Source organism: Micromonospora sp. NPDC048909, assembly GCF_040649635.1.
Lineage (GTDB): Bacteria > Actinomycetota > Actinomycetes > Mycobacteriales > Micromonosporaceae > Micromonospora.
In genome coordinates this window covers 68,856-89,407 of record NZ_JBEZFU010000014.1, presented here as the reverse complement: position 1 = coordinate 89,407, position 20,552 = coordinate 68,856, and the positions used below count along the sequence as shown (strand labels likewise).

Annotated in this window: 22 protein-coding genes; 12 read left to right on the top strand and 10 right to left on the bottom strand. The window is 72.4% G+C overall.

Annotated elements, in window-relative coordinates:
- Positions 1-54 precede the first annotated feature (54 nt).
- From AB0C04_RS28510 to AB0C04_RS28480, 7 genes are all read left to right on the top strand, one after another.
- Positions 55-1,176, top strand: coding sequence for a PQQ-dependent sugar dehydrogenase (locus AB0C04_RS28510; RefSeq protein ID WP_357060394.1), 1,122 nt, complete (start codon positions 55-57; stop codon positions 1,174-1,176).
- 133 nt (positions 1,177-1,309) lie between these two features.
- Positions 1,310-1,663: a hypothetical protein gene (locus AB0C04_RS28505; RefSeq protein WP_357060392.1), complete on the top strand. Its 354-nt coding sequence runs from the start codon at positions 1,310-1,312 to the stop codon at positions 1,661-1,663.
- A gap of 98 nt (positions 1,664-1,761) precedes the next feature.
- Positions 1,762-2,400 (top strand): spermidine synthase, encoded by a 639-nt coding sequence (locus AB0C04_RS28500; RefSeq protein WP_357060390.1) that lies wholly within the window; start codon positions 1,762-1,764, stop codon positions 2,398-2,400.
- Between the two features lie 108 nt (positions 2,401-2,508).
- On the top strand, positions 2,509-3,213 hold the full coding sequence (locus AB0C04_RS28495; RefSeq protein ID WP_357060387.1) for a dihydrofolate reductase family protein: 705 nt from the start codon (positions 2,509-2,511) through the stop codon (positions 3,211-3,213).
- Positions 3,214-3,261: 48 nt separating this feature from the next.
- Positions 3,262-3,549: a DUF1905 domain-containing protein gene (locus tag AB0C04_RS28490; RefSeq protein ID WP_357060385.1), complete on the top strand. Its 288-nt coding sequence runs from the start codon at positions 3,262-3,264 to the stop codon at positions 3,547-3,549.
- A 145-nt stretch (positions 3,550-3,694) separates the two neighbouring features.
- Positions 3,695-4,717, top strand: a complete 1,023-nt coding sequence (locus tag AB0C04_RS28485; RefSeq protein ID WP_357060382.1) for a DUF4331 family protein — start codon at positions 3,695-3,697, stop codon at positions 4,715-4,717.
- Positions 4,718-4,771: 54 nt separating this feature from the next.
- Positions 4,772-5,272, top strand: coding sequence for an alpha/beta hydrolase (locus AB0C04_RS28480; protein WP_357060379.1), 501 nt, complete (start codon positions 4,772-4,774; stop codon positions 5,270-5,272).
- Between the two features lie 83 nt (positions 5,273-5,355).
- On the opposite strand, the gene AB0C04_RS28475 is transcribed toward AB0C04_RS28480, so the two are convergent.
- Positions 5,356-6,309: a GNAT family N-acetyltransferase gene (locus AB0C04_RS28475; protein ID WP_357060376.1), complete on the bottom strand. Its 954-nt coding sequence runs from the start codon at positions 6,307-6,309 to the stop codon at positions 5,356-5,358.
- 204 nt (positions 6,310-6,513) lie between these two features.
- Between AB0C04_RS28475 and AB0C04_RS28470 the strand changes: the two genes are divergently transcribed.
- Positions 6,514-8,775 (top strand): catalase, encoded by a 2,262-nt coding sequence (locus tag AB0C04_RS28470; RefSeq protein ID WP_357060373.1) that lies wholly within the window; start codon positions 6,514-6,516, stop codon positions 8,773-8,775.
- A 178-nt stretch (positions 8,776-8,953) separates the two neighbouring features.
- Here AB0C04_RS28470 and AB0C04_RS28465 read toward each other — a convergent pair whose 3' ends face one another.
- From AB0C04_RS28465 to AB0C04_RS28445, 5 genes are all read right to left on the bottom strand, one after another.
- The gene (locus tag AB0C04_RS28465) at positions 8,954-9,184 is read right to left on the bottom strand and encodes a DUF2188 domain-containing protein (protein ID WP_357060371.1); all 231 of its coding nucleotides are present in this window, start codon (positions 9,182-9,184) and stop codon (positions 8,954-8,956) included.
- Between the two features lie 108 nt (positions 9,185-9,292).
- A complete protein-coding gene (locus AB0C04_RS28460) occupies positions 9,293-9,736 on the bottom strand; it encodes an SRPBCC domain-containing protein (RefSeq protein WP_357060368.1) in 444 nt (147 codons plus the stop codon).
- Between the two features lies 1 nt (position 9,737).
- Positions 9,738-10,088, bottom strand: a complete 351-nt coding sequence (locus AB0C04_RS28455) for a metalloregulator ArsR/SmtB family transcription factor (RefSeq protein ID WP_357060366.1) — start codon at positions 10,086-10,088, stop codon at positions 9,738-9,740.
- Positions 10,085-10,543, bottom strand: coding sequence for an SRPBCC domain-containing protein (locus tag AB0C04_RS28450; RefSeq protein ID WP_357060363.1), 459 nt, complete (start codon positions 10,541-10,543; stop codon positions 10,085-10,087). Before AB0C04_RS28450 ends, AB0C04_RS28455 begins: the two co-directional genes overlap by 4 nt.
- A gap of 114 nt (positions 10,544-10,657) precedes the next feature.
- Positions 10,658-11,197 (bottom strand): phosphoribosyltransferase family protein, encoded by a 540-nt coding sequence (locus tag AB0C04_RS28445; RefSeq protein WP_357060361.1) that lies wholly within the window; start codon positions 11,195-11,197, stop codon positions 10,658-10,660.
- 383 nt (positions 11,198-11,580) lie between these two features.
- On the opposite strand from AB0C04_RS28445, the gene AB0C04_RS28440 reads away from it, so the two are divergent.
- Positions 11,581-12,354, top strand: a complete 774-nt coding sequence (locus AB0C04_RS28440) for a hypothetical protein (RefSeq protein WP_357060358.1) — start codon at positions 11,581-11,583, stop codon at positions 12,352-12,354.
- A 25-nt stretch (positions 12,355-12,379) separates the two neighbouring features.
- Here AB0C04_RS28440 and AB0C04_RS28435 read toward each other — a convergent pair whose 3' ends face one another.
- The gene (locus AB0C04_RS28435; protein WP_357060557.1) at positions 12,380-14,314 is read right to left on the bottom strand and encodes an ATP-binding cassette domain-containing protein; all 1,935 of its coding nucleotides are present in this window, start codon (positions 14,312-14,314) and stop codon (positions 12,380-12,382) included.
- A 448-nt stretch (positions 14,315-14,762) separates the two neighbouring features.
- On the opposite strand from AB0C04_RS28435, the gene AB0C04_RS28430 reads away from it, so the two are divergent.
- Genes AB0C04_RS28430 through AB0C04_RS28420 form a run of 3 tightly spaced genes read left to right on the top strand, consistent with a single transcriptional unit; the run spans position 14,763 to position 17,925 of the window.
- The gene (locus tag AB0C04_RS28430; RefSeq protein WP_357060355.1) at positions 14,763-15,758 is read left to right on the top strand and encodes an acyltransferase; all 996 of its coding nucleotides are present in this window, start codon (positions 14,763-14,765) and stop codon (positions 15,756-15,758) included.
- A complete protein-coding gene (alr, locus tag AB0C04_RS28425; RefSeq protein WP_357060353.1) occupies positions 15,755-16,894 on the top strand; it encodes an alanine racemase in 1,140 nt (379 codons plus the stop codon). Before AB0C04_RS28430 ends, alr begins: the two co-directional genes overlap by 4 nt.
- On the top strand, positions 16,894-17,925 hold the full coding sequence (locus AB0C04_RS28420) for a D-alanine--D-alanine ligase family protein (RefSeq protein WP_357060350.1): 1,032 nt from the start codon (positions 16,894-16,896) through the stop codon (positions 17,923-17,925). Before alr ends, AB0C04_RS28420 begins: the two co-directional genes overlap by 1 nt.
- Here AB0C04_RS28420 and AB0C04_RS28415 read toward each other — a convergent pair.
- Genes AB0C04_RS28415 through AB0C04_RS28405 form a run of 3 tightly spaced genes read right to left on the bottom strand, consistent with a single transcriptional unit; the run spans position 17,876 to position 20,534 of the window.
- Positions 17,876-18,379: a hypothetical protein gene (locus AB0C04_RS28415; RefSeq protein WP_357060348.1), complete on the bottom strand. Its 504-nt coding sequence runs from the start codon at positions 18,377-18,379 to the stop codon at positions 17,876-17,878. The two genes, AB0C04_RS28420 and AB0C04_RS28415, sit on opposite strands and share 50 nt — an antisense overlap.
- Positions 18,376-19,842 carry a HAMP domain-containing sensor histidine kinase gene (locus AB0C04_RS28410; protein ID WP_357060345.1) on the bottom strand — a complete coding sequence of 489 codons (1,467 nt, stop codon included), beginning with the start codon at positions 19,840-19,842 and terminating at the stop codon, positions 18,376-18,378. Before AB0C04_RS28410 ends, AB0C04_RS28415 begins: the two co-directional genes overlap by 4 nt.
- Positions 19,839-20,534: a response regulator transcription factor gene (locus AB0C04_RS28405; protein ID WP_357060342.1), complete on the bottom strand. Its 696-nt coding sequence runs from the start codon at positions 20,532-20,534 to the stop codon at positions 19,839-19,841. Before AB0C04_RS28405 ends, AB0C04_RS28410 begins: the two co-directional genes overlap by 4 nt.
- Positions 20,535-20,552: the final 18 nt, after the last annotated feature.

The following is a 20,552-nucleotide window of genomic DNA, read 5'->3' as shown; positions in this document are numbered from 1 at the left end:
CGGACGGATCGCGCGAGCCGGGACCGACCCACCCATCAGCTTCGGAGGATGAGCATGGCAGGCATCAGGGCAGGCAACCGTTGGCGTTGGGCATGCGCCGCGCTGCTCACGGTGGGCGCCGCCGCCGGATGCGACGGTGGCGACCCGGCTCCGTCCGACCCGGCCGGCCCGGCCACCAGCAACGCGGCCAGCGCCCCGGCCGGGAAGCCCGACCTCGACGCCGGCGAGCAGGTCGCGCAGGGCGTCGACGTGCCCTGGGGGCTGGCCTTCCTGCCCGGTGGTGACGCCCTGATCGCCGAGCGGGAGACCGGCCAGGTGCTGCGGCTGGCGCTCGGCGGTGCGGCGCCCCGGCAGGTGCACCAGATGTCAGGCGTGGCGGCGGGTGGTGAGGGCGGGCTGCTCGGGCTCGCCGTCTCGCCGGGCTTCGCCACGGACAACCTGGTCTACGCCTACTTCACCGCCGAGCGGGACAACCGCATCGTCCGGTTCCGCCTGGACGGTGGGCAGCCCGAGGTGATTTTCGACGGCATCGCCAAGGCCGGATTCCACAACGGCGGACGCATCGCGTTCGGCCCCGACGGGATGCTCTACGTCGGCACCGGGGACGCCGGTGAGACCGACCGCTCCCAGGATCCCGCCAGCCCCAACGGCAAGATTCTGCGCCTGACGCCGGACGGCGCGCCGGCACCGGGAAACCCGACCGCCGGGTCGCCGGTCTACAGCCTCGGGCACCGCAACGTGCAGGGCCTGGCCTGGGACTCGGCGGGCCGGCTCTTCGCCACCGAGTTCGGGCAGAACGAGCTGGACGAGGTGAACCGCATCGAGCCGGGCCGCAACTACGGCTGGCCCCGGGTGGAGGGCAAGGGCGACACGGACGGCGGGCGATACACCGATCCGCTGGTCACCTGGCCGGTCCGGGAGGCCTCACCGTCCGGCATCGCCATCGCGGGCGACACGGCGTACGTCGCGGCCCTGCGCGGCGAGCGACTCTGGACCGTTCCGCTCGACGGCGACCGGATGGGTGATCCGTCGGCGCAGCTCGCGGAGCGCTATGGCCGGCTGCGGACGGTGCAGGTCGCGCCGGACGGGGCGCTCTGGGTCACCACCTCCAACACCGACGGCCGGGGTGACGTCCGCGACGGCGACGACCGCATCCTGCGGTTCCCGGCCCGCTAGTCCCGCCGGGCGTGGTCGGCGACAGCCTGGCCGGTCGGCGCCGCGGTCCGATCGGCACCGTGGCCCGATCGACACCGGCGATGATGGTGAGGTCCGCCGCCCCCTGGAGGTCCGGCTGCCGCAGGACGCCGCCATGGAGCAGGAGCGGCACCTGGCCGACCGGGTCGCCACCGAGTCCGCGCTCGCCGCGCTGCCGCAACTCGCCGCCGACCTCGACACCGATCCGCAGGTCGTCGACCGGCTGCGCCGCGAGTTCGAGAAGCGCCTGCGTTTGCTGCGCGCGACCCGCGGCGAGGCCGACGACGAGCCGGCGCTGCGCTACGACGAGCAGTACACCGCGCTGCGCCTGGCGATGCTGGCACACAAGCGCGCCACCGTGGTCGCACTCCGCGACGAGCGGCGTATCGACGACGACGTGCTGCGCCAGGTGCAGAGCCGACTGGACATCGAGGAGATCCGCCTGACCCGACGCGAGGCGCCGGACTGAGCACGGCCGCGGGTGAGCCCGGAAAACCCGCGCCGCCTCGACTCGGGCTGACGTACGTTGGCGCGATGGGGGAAGCGGCTACCGTAGTCGATCGTGCGGTGACCACGCGTGGCGAGCTGGTCCTTCGGGAGAGCGCCGGCCACTACGAGATCATCAGCAACGGGGTGTTCCTCATGGACACCCGCGCCGGCGCGTCGGAGCGACTGCTCGTACGGGAGGCGCTGCGCCTGCTACGGCCCGGTGCCCGACTGCTGATCGGCGGGCTCGGGGTGGGCTTCTCGCTGGCCGAGGCCGCCGCGTCCGCGCTGCCCGCGGAGATCGTGGTGCTGGAGATCGAGAAGACGATCATCGACTGGCATCGGCGCGAACTCGCCGCCTTCAGCGCGAACGCCCTCGACGACCCCCGGGTACGGGTGGTGAACGAGGATCTGGTGACCTGGCTGCGGCACACCCCCGAACCCTTCGACGCGATCTGCCTCGACACCGACAACGGCCCGGACTGGACGGTGTTCCAGCAGAACGACGCGCTGTACGACGAGGACGGCACCGAACTGCTGCGCGACCGTCTGCGCGACGGTGGCGTGCTGGCCATCTGGAGCGCGGCAGCGGCGCCGGTGTACGCCGCCCGGCTCGCGGCGCTGATCGGCCCGGTCACCGCCCACCCGGTCACCGTCACCCGCGGCGAGCCGGACGTCGTCTACCTGGCCCGGCGCAGCCGGCCCGGCCACGTCGGGTGATGTGACCGTCGTCACGTCGACGTTCTGTCGGCATCCGCCGGCCCGCCCCGACCACCCGGTGAGCGGGCACCCGGCCGGGTGCCGCCCGACGGAGGAGAACGATCCGAGATGACGAAGGTGACCGCACAGCTGTCGGTGTCGGTGGACGGGTTCTACGCCGGCCCACGGCACACCGGGGACGGCGACTGGATGCAGTCGGCCGAGAGCGCCGGATTCTTCCGGCTCACCCGCTGGGTCACGCACGCGACGGCGTGGCGCGAGCGGCAGGGCTTCGCCGGCGGCGAGCAGGACACCAACTCCGACGTGGTCGCCGAGTCGTTCGACGCGGCCGGCGCGTACGTGATGGGACGGCGGATGGCCGACGGGGGTGAGGTGCCCTGGGGCGAGGAGCCGCCGTTCCGCGCGCCGGTCTTCGTCGTCACACACCGCCCCCGCCAGCCGCTGCTGCGCGCAGGTGGCACCAGCTTCACCTATGTCACCGACGGCGTGGCCAGCGCCGTCGAGCAGGCACGCGCCGCCGCGGGCGACCGGAACGTCGCCGTGGCCGGCGGTGGCAGCCTGGTCCGCCAGGTGCTCAGGGCGGGCCTGCTGGACGAGTTGGAGCTGCACGTCGTACCGGTCGTGCTCGGCACGGGTCTGCGGCTCCTCGACGCCGACCTCGAACTCGGTGAGAAGGAGGCGATCGAGCTGACGCCGACCCGGGTCATCCCCACCCCGGAGGTCACCCACATCCGGTACGCGGTAGGCGGGCGCGCCCCGCTGGTGCTGGACGACCGGGGCTCCGGGGGTGGCCCGACGAAGATCACCGGGTGACCGGAGCACCATCGACCGCCGCCGACGGCCGCCTCCTATCCTGACCGGATGGAGCTGGAGTTCAGCGGCGAGATCTGGTTCTGGCGGGGGCCGGCGCCATGGCACTTCGTCACCGTCCCCGAGCCGCAGAGCGGTGAGCTGGAAGCCGCGTCCGCGTCGGTGACGTACGGCTGGGGCATGATCCCGGTCACCGCCCGGATCGGGGACAGCGGATGGCGGACGTCGCTGTACCCGAAGGACGGGCGGTACGTCGTGCCGCTGCGGACGTCGGTACGCCGGGCCGAAGGGCTCGAGGTCGGCGACGTGGTGCTGGTCCGCCTGACCGTGGACGTCTGACCTGACCCCTCGACGGGATCGGGTCAACGGTCCGCCGGTGTGCGGTGGGGCGGTGGGGCGCATTTCGGCCAACGATGCGAGCGCGGCGAGGCGAGCCGCTATGTTCGGATAGTCCGAAAAGCCGGGAACAGCCTGGAGTGGTCAGATGTCGCACCATCTCGACACCCCCCTCGCCGCAAAGAGCGGCCAGCTCTTCATCGACGACCTGTTCGTGTTCGAGGGCGAACGCGGCACCGTGCTCGTCATGGACGTCAACAGCTCGGTGACGAAGGCGGACATCAAGCGCGGCTTCCACCACGAAGCGCGGTACGAGTTCAAGATTCACTTCAACGGCGCCGAACTGGAGGAGCTGACCTACCGGGTCGCCTTCGGCGAGCCGGACGGCTCGGGGCAGCAGTCGCTGACCGTGCACGCGCTCACGGCCGCGGAGGCGCGCGACGACGGCGCGACCGGCACGATGCTCCTGCAGGGGCGGACCGGCGAGATGGCGGAGGGCACCAACCTGCGCGTCTGGGCCGGGCGGATCAACGACCCCTTCTACATCGACCTCGACCAGCTGGCGACCGTCAACGCCGCGTTCAAGGACGGCGCCAAGCTCGACCGTGCGAAATGGCGACCGGAGAAGGCGAAGAACAGCTTCGCCGGCACCACGGTCGAGTCGATCGTGTTGGAGATCTCCCGGGACGAGCCGATGCTGCGCGACGGCATCCAGATCGGCGTCTGGTGCCGCACCATGCTGGCCACGGACGCGGGCGGGTGGCGGCAGATCAACCGGGCCGGGCACCCGATGATGTGGCCCATCTTCTGGCCGACCGACACCGACTTCTCCGACCCGGCCAACGTCCGGCACCCCTGTGACGACCTGCGGGCGGACGCCCAGGGGATCGCCGCGACGGTGGCCCGGGTGGTCGCCGCGAACGGGACGGCGACGGACCCGGACGCGTACGGCTGGAGCGTGGCCCGGCAGGTCTACCCGGACCTGCTGTCGTACCAGGTCGGGACGCCGGCGAACTACGGCTTCGCGGTCCGCAACGGGCGCACCATGGCCGACAACCCGCCCGAGGTGATGTTCTCCATGGTGCTGAACACCGCGATCACCTCCGGCCTCACCTCGGAAACGACCAAGGACGCCCGCTCCGACACCTTCCCGTACGTCATTCCGGCCTGATGATCTGCCACCAGGCGCTCTGACCCGACCGCCCGCCGCCGGGTCGACCCCGACGTGCCCTTCGACACCTCCCCGGTCACCGGCGCCGAGTTCTGGGGCGAGGCGATGGCGGGCCTGGCCGCGTACCCGCAGCGGTACCCCGACCAGCCGGAGGCTGCCGCGATCCCAGCCGCGTTCCAGCAGGCCGTGACCGCCACCGGCGACGAGACCCTGACCGCCGGCCTGCGCGCCGCCGTACCGGTCTACTTCGCAGACTTCTGGGGCCGGCGCGACGAGTTCGCGCCGCTCCAGGCGGCGGTGCGGTTCTGGGCGGAGCCGGCCGGGGCGCAGGACCCGACGCCGTTCGACGTGCGGGACCGCCTCGACGAGATCGTCGTTCCGACCGTGGTGATCGTGGGGGCGCACGACTTCATCTGCGGCGTCCGGTGGGCCGAGCAACTGCACGAGGGCATCAAGGACTCGCGCCTGGTGGTGCTGGAGCAGAGCGGCCACTTCGGGCACGTGGAGGAGCCGGCGGAGTTCAACCGGGTTGTGGCGGAGCTGCTGGATCGCTGAAGCGCCGAGCGTTGCGGCCCCGCAGCTCGCACGCCGCCCCACGCGGTCGGGGCGGGCCGCGGGGCCAAAGCCGCCCGAGGCGTCTAACCGTTGCGGCGGGTCAGGCTCCAGTAGCCCAGGCTCGGCTGCATACCGAACGCCCGGTTCGCCCGCAGAATGGGCTCGTTGCCATCGTCGTTGTGCGTGGTCACGGCGCCGGCGCCCGCGCGGTGCGCCTGCCACAGGGCGGCGGCCTTCAGGGCCGTGGCCACGCCCCGACCACGCTGGTCCACGGCGACCCCGGTGTAGGCCGTGTACCAGTCACTCGTCCCGGCCTGGGGGTTGACGATGGTCAGCCCGCACGGCGGGGCATCGGGCACGTCGCGCAGCTCGGCCAGCAGCACGACGGCCTCGTCCGGGAACATCCGGCGGGCGTGCGCGACGTCGACCCCCTGGTCCTCGCCGCCGGGCAGCGGCAGGCCGGGCAGCGTACGGCTGATGCATTCGAGGATCACGGCCTCCTCGGCGTCGAAGTCGGCGACGCGGACCCGCACGCCCGCGGCGTCGGCGGTCCGGGCCGCACGTTCGGCCACCTCGCCGCCGCGCCCGGCGAGATCGAACCGCCAGCCCACGCTGTGGCGCGTCACCACCAGGCCGTACCGCTCGGCGAAGCGCCGGCCGACGTTAAGATCGTCGCGGAGCGTGCTGATCAGCACGTCCTCCGGGCCGAGGTTGCGCTTCGCCCAGTCGGCCAGTGCCCCGGCGAGAGCGGTGCCCAGCCCCTGTCCGCGCTCCTGCGGCGCGACCGCCACCAGTGCGGAGACCGTGCCCGGCCACGCCGGCTCGGCGGTGAGCTTGCCAGCGGCGATGATCACTCCCGACCGCTCGGCGACGAGAGCGTGGTGCAGCTCGCCGGGCTCCGCGCTGCCCAGCCGCTCGACCAGTCGATGCCGCTTGTCGTCACCGGCGGCGAGCACCAGCAGGTCGGCGGCGGCGGCGACGTCCGCCGGTCGCAGGGCACGGATCGTGGCGACCGCCTGGGCGGCTTGTGCTGTCACGTGACCGGAAACTACCTGGCGGCACCTGCCGGTCAGCCATGATCTTCGCCACCCGGGACCCCGCCATCGGTGGCCGCGGATGCGGGCCGATCCGCCGGAATTGCGTTCGCGGCGAAAAGGGCCAGATCCACCCGTTTCGCCGGTCCGGCCCAGGGTAGGGCCTTCTGGGCCTGCTCGTAGTCGCACCGTGGAGGGGACCGTCCCGTGGATTCCAGCAAGCCCGCCAAGGCCATCAAGGATGTCGTGGAGAACGCCGCGGGGAAGGTGGCCGATGCCCTGACCCCGGAGGCCCCCGGCGCACCCGGCAGCGCCCCGCCGAGCCTCGATGAGCCGACGGCGCCGCACGACCCGTTGCCGCCGAAGGAGGAGCAGGGCGCTCCGCAGACGCGGACGCCGACCGGGGCGGAGACCGGCGCGCCCACCACCGCGAAGGGTCAGCAGGGCGCCTTCCTCACCACCTCGCAGGGGGCCCGCCTACGCGACACCGACCACTCGCTCAAGGCCGGGCCGCGCGGCCCGGTCCTGCTCCAGGATCACCACCTGCGCGAGAAGATCACCCACTTCGACCACGAGCGCATCCCGGAGCGCGTGGTGCACGCCCGTGGCGCCGGAGCGCACGGCGTGTTCACCAGCTACGGCACCGGCGAGACCGTCACGAAGGCGGGCTTCCTGAAGAAGGGCAGGGAGACCGAGGTCTTCGTCCGGTTCTCCACCGTCCTCGGCTCGCGTGGGTCGGCCGACACCGTCCGCGACACCCGCGGTTTCGCGACGAAGTTCTACACCGACGAGGGCACCTTCGACCTGGTGGGCAACAACATGCCGGTCTTCTTCATCCAGGACGCCATCAAGTTCCCCGACATCATCCATGCCGCCAAGCCGCATCCGGACCGGGAGATCCCGCAGGCGCAGAGCGCGCACGACACCTTCTGGGACTTCGTCTCCCTGCACACCGAGGCGCAGCACCACACGATGTGGAACATGTCCGACCGCGGCATCCCGCGTTCGTACCGGACGATGGAGGGCTTCGGTGTGCACACCTTCCGGCTCGTCAACGACGCCGGGGAGACGGTGCTGGCCAAGTTCCACTGGAAGCCCAAGCTGGTTGTGCACTCCCTGACCTGGGAGGAGGCGCAGATGCTCGGCGGCATGGATCCGGACTTCCACCGCCGGGACCTCTACGACGCGATCGAGGCCGGCGCGTTCCCCGAGTGGGAACTCGGCATCCAGGTCTTCCCCGACACTCCGGAGGAGACCTTCGCCGGGATCGACCTGCTCGACCCGACGAAGATCGTGCCGGAGGAGCTGGCGGCGGTGCAGCCGGTCGGGCGGTTGACGCTCAACCGCACGCCGACGAACTTCTTCGCCGAGACCGAGCAGGTCGCGTTCCACCTCGGCCACCTGCCCCCGGGAATCGACGTCACGAACGACCCGCTGTTGCAGGGCCGGCTCTTCTCGTACGTCGACACGCAGCTCACCCGGTTGGGCGGGCCGAACTTCTCGCAGATCCCTATCAACCGTCCGCACGCCCCGGTCAACGACATGCTCCGCGACGGCTTCCACCAGCACGCCGTCCACGCGGGGGTCGCGCCCTACCGGCCGAACTCGCTCGACGGCGGCAACCCGTTCCCCGCAGGCGAGGGCGACAACGCGTTCGTCGACCTGCCGGTGAAGGTGGCGGAGGCACCGAAGATCCGCGCCAATCCGGCCTCGTTCGACGACCACTTCAGCCAGGTGCGCCTCTTCTGGCAGAGCATGTCGCCGGTGGAGCGGGAGCACATCATCCGCGCCTACACCTTCGAGCTCGGCAAGTGCTACCACCAGGCGATCAAGGAACGTCAGCTGCAGTGCCTGGCCAACATCGACCCGGTGCTCTGCGCTCAGGTCGCCACCGGGCTGGGCCTGCCCGCGCCGGAGCCGACCCTGCCGCTGGCCGACGCCACGCCCAGCCCCGCGCTGTCGCAGCTCGGCCGGGAGTGGCCGGCCGACGGTCGGGTCGTCGGCATCGTCGTCGACGCCGACGCCGACCTAGACGGCGTCAGCCAGGTGCGCCGGGCGGTCTTCGCCGCCGGTATGGTGCCGCTCCTGGTCGCCCCGCACGGCGGCATGGTCGGTGACCTGCCCGTGCAGCGGACCTTCGCCACCGGCCGGTCCGTCGAGTTCGACGCGCTCCTGCTGGCCGCGGCGCCGGCGCCGGCGCCGGATGCGACGCCCGCGCGTGACGAGAAGGCGGGCGCGGCGAATTCGTCGGCGGTGGATAGCCGCGTGCTGCTCCTGGTCGAGGAGTGCTGGCGGCACGCCAAGGCGATCGGCGCGTGGGGTGCCGGGGTCACCGCGCTGGAGCGGGCGGGGGTGGCCGGCACGCCGGGCGTCGTCGCGGGCGACTCCGGCACCGACGTCCTCACCGCCGTTCAGGAGCTGATGGCCGCCCACCGGGTGTGGGAGCGGTTCCCCGTGTCGGCTGCCTGACGCGGTCCGCCCTGATCAGCGATCGACCTCCCCGGCCTGGCCGGGGAGGTCGATCGCCGTCTGCCAACCGTGGTCCTGCGCGTCACCCTGCCCGCGCCCGCTCGCCCGGCGTGACCGGTCCGGAACGCCGACTGACCTCTCCGGCGGGCAGGCCGAAGAGGTCAGTGAGCACAGGGTCTCAGCCCTCGATGTCTCGCGGATCGCGGCTGCGCGGGTAGGTGTTCTTCTCCCCGATCGTGCCGTCCTGCTTCTTGATCACGTGCTCGACGCCCCGGTCGGCCGCCATCTCACGACCGTGGGTCTGCGCGTCCGCCTTGCCGTCGTGGGTGCTGCTGGCCCGCTCGTTGCCCTCGGGCCGGTTCTTCCACTGCCCGTCCTGCTGGTACGTCTCGACGTCGCCCTTGGCCATCGCCGGCTCCTCCCTGCGTCTGACTGTCCAGTGGATACGTTGCCCGGAGTTTCGTCGGGCAAACCCGCAGCCACCATCAGACGAGTTGACGGACGGACACAGTGGAGCTCAGTGCCAATCGCCGATCTTGACATCGTCGGGCGCCGGCCTGCCGCGCCCGGTCTCCACCAGCTCCTTGAGACTCATCAGGAACGTCGCCCACTTCGTGCTGCAGTGCTGCATGAACTCGACCGGCTCGCGCCAGCCCTCGTGCGTGAACTGGACGATCGTGTACTCGTCGCGCTGGTCGAGGCGCCAGTCGACCTGGGTTCCGATCCACTCCTCGGGGCCGTCGGTGACCCGCCACCGCACGTGGCCGGCGGGGTCCAGCTCCAGGACCTCCATGTCGAAGCCACCGACGTCGCCGAACCGGAAAGCCAGCCGCCCGCCGACCTCGCTCCGGCCCACCGTGTCGGTCGTCCACCAGCCGGCGATGCCCTCGGGAGTTGCCACTGCTCGGTAGACGTCGTCGAGCGGAGCGACGACGCCGACCCGGTGCAGGATGTCGACCATCTCATTCTCCTTGGTTGTTGGTCCGGTCGCGTTCGATCGCCTCGGCGATCTGCTTGATGCGGCGCAGTCGGGCGTCCCAGGTGGCGCCGACCGCCGACAACTGGGCTACGGCGCGGGCGAGCTGCGCCTCGTCGACCTGGTAGTGACGCTCGCGACCGGCCGGCGCGGCGTGCACCAGACCGACCCGGTCCAGGACGGCAAGGTGCTTGGAGACGGCCTGGCGGGTGACGGGTAGTCGCTCGCTCAGGGACGTGGCCGTGCCCGGTCCCCCGGCCAGAAGCAGGTCGATCATCGTGCGCCGGATGGGGTCGCCGATCGCCGACCAGAGGTCGTCGTCGACCGCCGTGCTCATGAGGTGGCAACGAGCCGCGCGACGTACCCGCCCAGCTCACCCATGTAGTGCTCCCAGCCGCTCTCGTGGTCGCGGTACTGCTCCTCGAGGCGAGCGATCTCCCAGCCCATCTCCCGGAACCCGGTCTCGGTCATCCGGATCCGGGTCCCCGCGCCGGTGGGGACCAGGTCGAAGGTGACGAGCAACGAGTGCCCACTCCGGTCAGGCTCCGAGAAGCACCACCGGAAGGAGAATCGCTTCGGAGGGTCGACCTCGACGACGGCGAGGGCGACTGTCGTGGTCTCGCCGGTGGCTGCGTCGCGCCACACGAGCTCCCCGGGCGCGCCCACGACCGGCTCGAACCGTGCGTCGTCGGGCCACCATTCCCGCATGTGCTCGGGCCGACTGACCACCTCGAAGACCACCTCGGGCGAGGCGTCGACATGGATGTCGCGCTCGATGGATCCGTGCTCCATACTGACCAACCTTTCGCAACCTTTGGTTGCGTAAAGCTATCGCGGCCGCGCCGCGTTGCGCAACCTTTGGTTGCAGGTTGGATCAGCAACCAACCCCCACCGTCGGCCCGCGCCTCAGGCCGTCGGGTGCTCGGCGTGGGCGGCGAGATCAGCGCGGGTGAGCAGGGCCCGCAGGGAGATGCCCGCCGCCGCCAGCGCCTCGGCCCCACCCTCCTGGCGGTCGATCACGCAGAGGGCCGCGTCGACCCGGGCGCCGAGACCCCGCAGCTCGCCGGCCGAGATCACCACCTGGCCGCCCGAGGTCACCACGTCCTCGACGACGAGCACCCGGCGCCCGGCCACGTCCGCACCCTCGGCCAGCCGTGCCGTGCCGTACGGCTTCGCCGCCTTGCGGACGAACGCGCACGGCAGGCCGGTGTGCCGACCGAGGGCCGTCACCACCGCGATGCCACCCATCTCGAGCCCGGCGAGCACCTGCGTGTCGGTCGGCACCAGGGCCGCCATCCGCGCGGCCAGGGCGTCGAGCAGCACCGGGTCCGCCTCGAACTGGTACTTGTCGAAGTACTCGTCGGCCACCCGCCCCGAGCGGAGGACGAAGCGACCCGTCAACCGGGACGTGGCATGCACCTGGCGGGCGAGCTGATCGAGGTTCACGGAACGACATCCTGACACGTCGAGCCGCGCCTGCTCGCCTAGCTTGTCCGGCGCTCACCCCAGAATCGTCCATCTCGGACAGCGTCGACAGGCACGGTTCGCCCGACGGACGACCGGCGAGCCCGATAACGGCTCGGTTTTCGCTGCTCGGACTTGATACAGTCGCGCTCCCCCTTGATCGAGAAGAGGACATCAGCATGACCGGCACCGGGAGTGAACCTGGCGCGAGCCCGACGCCGGACTCCGTACCGGCGCCGGAGGCGGCACCGACGCCCGCCTTCGATTCCGAGGCGGCACCGACATCCGGGGCGGCGCCGACGCCCGCCCCCGATTCCCCGCCGACCCCGCAGTGGGCTCCCCCACCGGGCGCGACTCCTGACCCCGTGCCGGCGAGCGTCCCGTGGTCCACCACCGCGCCGTCGCCCACCCGCCGCTACAACACCGCCCTCATCGCCGCGGTGACCGTGGCGGCGGTGCTGCTGCTGGCCTGTTTCGGCCTGGGCGGCGGCTTCCTGCTGCTGCGCTCCACGAAGACCGCCGCATCGAGCCCGGTGTCCGAGGCTCCGCTGTCTCCCACCACCGGCGGCGGCCCGACCGCGAGCGCCGAGCCCGGCGAGAGCGAGCAGCCCGCGCCGGAGGGGCCGGAGGCCAGCGCGGACGCCGCCAAGGAGATCAATGATCTGAACCGGGTCTGTGACGAGAACGTCTACTACCCGCAGTCACCGAAACGCGCCGGCAAGGCGCCGCACCCGGTGGTGCTGCTCGTCGCGGACGGCATGGGCGGCGGGAACATCCGCTACCAGGACGGCACCTACTACTACTCGGAGGGCCTGTCGAAGCGGGCGGAGCAGACCTGGGCGTCGGAGAGCCCGAAGAACGTGCAGATGGTCGCCTGCCTGGACCGGGTCAGCACCGGCTCGACGATCCGCCGCTGCAAGTACGACGACCCGAAGCCGGAGACGGTGACGCTGCTGCGGGCGGGGTGGCGTCTTCGGGTGTACGAGGTGGCGACCGGCCGCAAGCTGCTCGACAAGGCCCTGAAGGGTGACGACCAGGCGTGCCCGTCCCTCGTCATGGTCTACGCCGACAAGAAGATCTACGCCGAGGTCAGCGACCGGGCGGCGGTCGCGGCGCTGCGCAGTCTCGTGAACAAGTAACCGGGGCGGCCGTCCAGGGCCACCGTCAGGTTTCGGTGGACGGCCGTTGCCGTGGAGTGGACTGCTCCCCGGCGGGGCTGGCGTGGTATCCGGCGGCCTGGAGTGCGAACAGCTCGGCATACCGACCGCCGGCGGCCATCAGTTCGTCGTGGCTGCCGGACTCGACCAGGGCGCCGTGGTGCAGGACGTGGATCCGGTCCGCGTGCCGGACGTTGGCCAGCCGGTGGGTGATGAGGATGGTGGTGGCCCGCCCCTGCCGGTCCCGGATGGCCTGGAACAGCGCGTCCTCGGCGCGCGGGTCGAGGGCGGACGACGGCTCGTCCATGATCAGCAGTTCGGCGTCGCGGAGGAAGCCGCGGGCCGCGGTGATGCGCTGCCACTGACCGCCGGAGAGGTCCTGCCCCTTCGCGAAGGTGCGGTCGAGCAGCGTCTCGTACCCGTGGGGCAGGTCCTGGATCATGTCGTGTGCGACCGCGCGGGCTGCCGCGGCCTCGATCCGGTCCTGGCGGGCCTCGGTGTCGACGTCGCCGATGGCGATGTTGGTGGCCGCGGTGAACGGCCACTTGTGGTACTCCTGGGTGACCACGGCGATGCGGGCGCGCAGCCCGGCCGCCTCCCACTCGGCGAGGGGTCGCCCGTTCCAGCAGATGACGCCCTCGGTGGGGGCGCGCAGGGTGGCGATCATCGCGGCGAGGGTGGTCTTGCCGGAGCCGTTCTCGCCCACGAAGGCCACCGTCTGCCCCGCCTCGATGGTCAGCGTCACGCCGTCGACCGCCGGGGTGTCCCGGTCGGGGTAGCGCAGGGTGACGTCCCTGACCGCCACCTGCCGCAGCGGCTCCGGCTCGACGCCCGCCGCGCCCGACGCCCCGGCCTCGTCGGGCAGGTAGGCGGCGGCGCGGGTCATGAACCCGGTGTAGTCGCCGAAGTGCTGACCCTCGGTGTAGACGCGGTCCACCTGGAACGTGACGACGGCCAGTGAACGTTGCGCGGACTGCACCGCGATCACGCAGGTCGCGGCAGCGGCGAGAGGGATGTGTCCGTCGATGAGCAACAGCCCGAGCAGGACGTAGACCACGCCGGTGGCCGCTCCCCCGGTCATTGCGCCGACGGTGGTGGTCGTGGTCACCCGGCGGGCGAGGGCGAGCTGGATGTCGGTCTCGACCCCCATCACCCGGTCGTACTGGTCGAGCAGGAACCGGCGCAGCCCGTACGAGCGCAGCTCCGGTGCGGACGCACGTTCGGCCATCAGCCGTTGCAGCAGCCACAACCGGCGACGCCGCACCGACCCGGCCAGGTAGGTCTGGTAGCGCAGGTGACCGGCGCGCAGTGAGGCCCAGGCGTTGGGCAGCGTCGCGACCAGCAACGCGAGCAGCAACAGCGGGTGGATCACGACGACGGCGACCGCCACGGCGAGCAGGCCGGCCAGCCCGGCGAGCAGATTCATCGACGCCTGCACCAGCCAGTTCGCCGACTCGGTGCCGCGTGAGGCGCGTTCCATGTCGTCGGCGAACGCGTCGGCGTCGAACGCCTCCAGCCGCACCGCCGTGGTCGTGCGGAACAGGCCCCGCTCCACCTCCCGGCTCACCCGCGGGGTGAGGCCGTTCTGCGCGTACCCGGTCGCGATGCCCATGCCGGCGCGTAGCGCGGTCGCCGCCGCCAGCGCGGCGAGTGCGGGCAGGGCGGCGACCACCCGGTCCGCGGTGGGCCCGCCGGCGAACAGCTCCACCAGCACCCGCTGCGTCGCCAGCAGCCCGAAGGCGGCCATCATGCCGGCGCCGACCGTGGTGACGGCCACCACCGAGGTACGCAGGCGGTCGGCCCGCCAGCTGATCCGCAGCGCCGCCAGGACCAGCCGGGGAAGCTCCGCGAAGACGGCGAACACCCCTCGCTGCGCCCGCGCCCGCGCTCCCGTCTCCCACCACATCGCCCGCAGCTCCGGCAACACGGACTCGGCCGGCACCGCACCGGGCCGCTCCGTCGGGGTCGATCGTTGCGTCTGGGTACCGGCTCCGGTCACGGACGTTGCCTCCTCGGGACGCGGTGCGTCGGTCGTCGCTCGTGGATCGGTGAGGGCCAGGAAACACAAGCCACCCTCGTAGCTCATCGCGTCCGACCAGCCACCTATGGTCACTGCTGGCGGCGCGACAGTCCACCCGGTAACGGCCGCGCCACGTCCATTACCGGCCCGTGACAATTCGTGGATCGGGTGCGGACATGCGGCTGACAGCTTCTGAAGTGTGATCCGACAGCCGTCAACCCTCGCCGCACGGCCCGCCGAGCAGGCACCCGAGGCGCCACGCGTCCGGTTCCGCCACCGCAGACAGCGGAGCGCGCCCGGCCCGGTCCAGGGGCAGCCGCAGCGAGCCCAGTGGGCCGATGCCGCGAAGGGGGTCTGCATCATCCTCGTCGTGCTGTGGCACGTCGTCGTCAAGCACTACCTGCAGATCGACTGGCACCTCGGCGTACCGGTGCCCGGGCTGTGGGGCGCGCTGGGTGAGCAGTTCCTGCCGCTGAGGATGCCGCTCTTCTTCGTCATCTCCGGCCTCTTCGCGGCGAACGCCGTCCAACGCCCCTGGCGGGTCGTCGCCCGGAACCGGATCGCCAAGTTCCTCTACCTGTACGCCGCCTGGCTGCTGATCCACACCGCGATCCTCGCCGCGGCGCCGAACTTCCCGACGGACCGCGCCACGTCCCCCCTCGACCTGCTGGAACAGCTCACCATCACCCCCTCCAACCTCTGGTACCTGTACGCCCTGGCGCTCTACTTCACCGCCGCCAAAGCCGTACGCCGGGTGCCCCGCGCGCTGGTCCTCGCCCCCGCCGCGGCCCTCTCCGTCGCCGCCGCCGCCGGCCTGCTCGCCACCCCCGGCAACCGTGGCGGCCTCTACCAGAACCTGGTCTTCTTCCTCGCCGGCCTCTACCTGCGACCGCAGATCGAGCGGTGGGCGGCCACCGCGACCCGGCGCCGGCTCCTGCTGACCACCGCCGCCTACACCCTCGCCCTCGCCGCGATGGCCGCGACCGGCGCCCAGCAGTCGCTCGGCGTGTGGCCGCTGGTCTCCGTCGTGGCGGTCGCCTTCGGCATCACCGCCGCCGCCCGGTTGGCCCGGTGGCCCGCCCTCAGCCGGCCGCTCGCCACGCTCGGCCGCAACACCCTGCCCGTCTACGTCATCCACATGCCGGTCCTGGCCCTGCTGCACGTGCTGCTCCTCGGGCCGCTCTCCGGTCTCGACCGGACCGGCCAACTCCTGGTCGCGGTCGGTTACCCGGCGGTGCTGACCGGGCTGGTGCTCGGCTTGAGCCTGGCCATCCACCGCGGGCTGACGGCAGTCCCCGCACCGTGGCTGTTCGACCTTCCCGGCGCCCGCCGGTCGGACCCGCGGCCCGTGGCGGCGGCCCGATGACCGCGTTGGCCGAGGCCGTGGTCGACCTCGATGCGGTCGCCGGCAATGTGCGGACGATCGCCGCGGTGGCCGGTACCGAACTGATGGCCGTGGTCAAGGCGGACGGCTTCGGCCACGGTGCACCGATGGTCGCCCGGGCCGCGCTGGGCGCCGGCGCCGGCTGGTTGGGGGTGACCTCGGCCGCCGAGGCGCTGTCCCTGCGGTCGGCGGGCATCGCCGCACCGACGCTGAGCTGGCTGCACCACCCCGACGAGGACTTCCGCGCGCTGGTCGCCGCCGACGTCGACGTCGGCGTGTCGACGACGACCCACCTGCACGCGGTTGCCGACGCGGCCCACCGGCTCGGCGTGCCCGCGACGGTGCAGCTCAAGGTCGACACCGGGCTGTCCCGCAACGGGGCCGGCGAGTACGACTGGCCCGAACTGGTCGGCTGGGCCCGCAAGTACGAACGGGACGGTGGGGTCCGGGTCCGCGGGGTGTGGTCCCACCTGGTCGACGCGGACGTACCGGGGAGCCCCGCACTGGCCCGGCAGGTGGTGGCCTTCGAGGAGGCGTTACGGCTCGCCCGGCGCGCCGGCCTCGACCCCGACCTCGTCCACCTGGCCAACTCGGCGGCGGCGCTCCGCGCGCCGGCGACCCGCTTCGACCTCTGCCGGATCGGGGTGGCCCTGTACGGCGTCGACCCGTTCGGCGCGACCGGGCCCGGTGAGTTCGGGCTGCGCGGCGCGATGACGCTGCGGTCCAGCGTGGTCAACGTCAAGCGGGTGCCGGCCGGCACCGGCGTCTCCTACGGACCCGAATACGTCACCGGGATTCCGACGACGCTGGCCCTGCTGCCACTGGGCTTCGCCGACGGCCTGCCCCGGGCCGCGCAGGGCCGCGCCGAGGTGTGGCTCGCCGGCCGGCGGTGCCCGATCGTCGGACGCATCGCCATGGACCAGTGCGTGGTCGACGTCGGCGACCTGCCCGTCTCGGTCGGCGACCCGGTCGTGGTGTTCGCCCCCGACCGGGAGGGCCACGCTGCGCCGACGGTCGCCGAGTGGGCGCGGTGGGCGGGCACCAACCCGCACGAGATCTTGACCGGCATCGGGGCCCGGGTGGCCCGCGTACACCGATACGAGAAGGCGGAGAGCTGATGAGAACCCGACTGGCAGTGCTCTACGGCGGGCAGAGCGGCGAGCACGAGGTGTCGCGCCGTTCGGCGGCGAGCATCCTCGCCGGGCTGGACCGCGACCGCTACGAGGTGACCGAGGTGCTCATCGGCCTCGACGGCGGGTGGCGGGTCGACGGCCGCGCCACGCCGCTCGCCCCGGCGATGCGGGTGCTGGGCGCCCAGGACGTGGTCTTCCCGGCCCTGCACGGCCCGTACGGCGAGGACGGCACCGTCGCCTCGCTGCTGGAGTGGCTCCGCGTGCCGTACGTCGGCAACGGGGTCTTCGCCAGCGCCGCCGGCATGGACAAGGCCGTCACCAAGAAGCTCCTCGCCGCCGAGGGCCTGCGGGTCAGCCCCGGCGTGACCCTGCGACCCGGCGAGGACGTCACCCCGGCCGACCGGCAACGGCTGGGCCTGCCGGTCTTCGTCAAACCCGCGCGGGCCGGCTCCAGCCTCGGCGTCACCAGGGTGGACAACTGGGCGCAGCTACCCGCGGCGCTGCGCCAGGCCCGGGAGGTCGACCCGAAGGTCCTGGTCGAGAAGGCGGCGATCGGACGCGAGATCGACGTGGCGGTCCTGCAGCACCCCGACGGCCGGGTGGCGGCCGGACCGCCCCTGGAGATCAGCGTGACCGGCGGTGAATTCTTCGACTACGACGCCAAGTACGACGGCGGAGCCGTCTTCCACATCCCCGCGCCGCTCGGCCCCGCCACCACCGAACTGCTCCAGGACCGGGCCGTCCGTGCCTTCCACGCCCTGGACTGCCGCGGGCTGCTCCGGATCGACTTCTTCCTGCCCGCGGCGGGATCTCCCGAGCCGATCGTCAACGAGGTCAACACCTTCCCCGGGTTCACCAGCGCGTCGCAGTATCCCCGGATCTGGCAGCACGCCGGCGTCGAGTTCGCCGCCCTGCTCGACATCCTGATCTCCGGCGCGCTGGCCGAGCGCGGCCGGCTCCGGCCGGTCACTTCACCGGGCAGGGCCGGGGCCCTCGGGTCCCGTCGGGCCCGATGAGGGTCACCGGGGAGTACGCCGCGCCCTGACCGCTGGCCGCCACGGCATCGGTCACCGTACAGACGATCTGGTCGACCGCGGTCGCCGACAACGTGGTCACCGCACCGGACATCGTCAGCGCGAGGCCGGGCGGATCGGTCGTCGGCGTCACCGCGGTGACCGGGAGGAGGTCGGCCGGGACCTCACTGGTGAACCCCTGGTCCCGCTCGGCCTCGTCCGGACCGGCCACGAGCAACTTGAGCGTCTCGGCGGGCGCGGGTCGCGCTGTGCTCTGGCGCATCGTCAGCTCCAGCTCGCCGTGCCGGACCAGGTAGATGCCCACCCCGGTGGACTGCCCGACCGGTGCCGGGCCGCCGTCGATGACCCCGCTGGGCCGGACCCCGCAGCTGGCCGGGAGCAGGGCGAGCAGGGCGCCACCGGCGAGCAGCGCCCGGGTCGGCCGCCGGCCGGTCACCGTACGCCTCCGGCGGCCGCCTGGTCCGCCGCCGCGCGCGGCAGGCGGAGCGTGAACACCGCACCGCCGGTCGACGCGTTGCCGGCGACCAGGCTGCCCGGCTGCCCGGCGTACCGGTGCAGCCGCGCGTTCTCCCATGCGATGGCGAGGCCCAGACCGCTGCCCTCGGAGCGGGTCCGCGCGGTTTCCGCCTTGTAGAACCGGTCGAAGACGTGCGGCAGCACGTCAGGGTCCAACCCCGGCCCGTGGTCGGCGACCTCGATGACGATCCAGTCCGGCTCGGCGCGCAGCCGCACCGTCACCGGTACCGCGCCGTGCCGGAAGGCGTTGCCGACCAGGTTGGCGACGATCACGTCCAGCCGGCGGGGATCCAGCCGGGCGGTGATCCCCGGTGGTAGCTCCGCGTCCACCCGGTCGATCCAGCCCCGTGCCCGCAGGGTCGCGGTCACCGCCGCGGCCACGTCGATGTCGTCGAGGGCGAGTCGCGCCGTGCCGGAGTCGAACCTGCTGACCTCGATGAGGTCGTTGACCAGCCGGGTCAGGTTCTGCGTCTCCTCACTGACCAGCCGGGCGGCCCGCCCGGCATCCCCGGGCAGCCGGTCGGCCTCCTCGTCCAGGACGTCGGTGACGGCCGTCATCGCGGCCAGCGGCGTACGCAGTTCGTGCGACACGTCAGCCACGAAGCGGCGGGCGTCGGCCTCCATTCGACGCAGCTCACCGACCTGCCTCTCGAGCGTCCCGGCGGTGTCGTTGAAGGTCCGTGCCACGTCGGCCAGTTCGTCGCTGCCCCGCACGGTCAGCCGGGTGGTCAGGTCGCCCTCGCCGAGCTGCTGCGCCGCCCGACCCAGCTCGCGTACGGGCCGCAGCACGCCGCGGGCGGCCAGCAGGGCCAGCAGCACGGCGAGGACCAGGGAGAGCCCACCGGTCACCCAGGCCAGGGTGGCGAGCCGGTCGATGCTCTGCTGCTCCGGAACCAGGCTGCGCACGGTGTAGACCTCGATCCCGGACGGCCTGGACGCGCCGCCCGACCGGTCGATTCGCAGCTGGGTGCCGATGAGCAGGACGGGCTCTCCGTCGCGGGAGACGCGTTGCCAGGCGACGCGGCCGTCCCGAACCGCCTGCCGCAGCTCCGGGGTGAGCGGGTCCGCCACCGTCAGGCCCTGCGCTCGTAGATCGTGGTAGAAGACCACCGCGTAGCCGTCCCGGCCGGAGAGACGCTGAGCGAGCAGGTCGAGGTCGCGCTGGGTGGGCGGAAGCTGGTGGAGCGGGTAGACCGTCGCGAGTTCGTTGGTCAGTGACACCACCGCGGCGTCCTGCGCCTGTTGCAGGATGACCCGCCGGGCCTGGACGTAGCTGCCGCTGGCGACCACCGCCGTGGTGGTGAGCCCGAGCAGCGCGAAGGCCAGCAGCAGCCGGAGCCGCAGGCCCGATGCCCGACCGGCGGCGCGGCGCCAGCCGCTCACAGCGGCCCGAACCGGTATCCGAAGCCGCGCACCGTCTGGACGAAGACCGGCGCCGACGAGTCGTCCTCGATCTTTGCGCGCAGCCGCTGCACGCAGGCGTCCACCAGCCGCGAGTCGCCGAGGTAGCCGTGCTCCCACACGGCCTCCAGCAGTTGCTGGCGACTGAGCACCCGGCCCGGGGTGTGCGAGAGTTCGAGCAGCAGGCGCAGCTCGGTCGGCGCGAGGCTGACCGGCATCCCGGCCTTGCTGACCACCAGCGCTTCCCGGTCGATGGTCAGGGCGGCGTGCTGTTCCGGGCCGGACTTCTCGCCGCCGGCCCGCCGCGACTCGCCGCTGGTCCGCCGCAGCACCGCGCGGATCCGCGCCTCGAGCACCCGGGCCTGCACCGGCTTGACCACGTAGTCGTCGGCGCCCGCCTCCAGGCCGGCCACCACGTCCATGTCGTCGTTGCGGGCGGTGAGCATGATGATCGGCAGATCGCCGAGGGCCCGGATCCGACGGCAGACCTCGAACCCGTCCATCCCGGGCAGCATGAGATCGAGGATCACCACGTCGGACGGGGCCGCGTGCAGCCGCTCCAGCCCCTGCTCGCCGGTCGCCACGGCCGCCACCGTGTGTCCCTGTCGGGTCAGTGCCAGCTGGAGTCCGTCACGCACCGTCTGGTGATCTTCGATCAGCAGGACTCGGGACATGTCGCCAAGTATCGCACC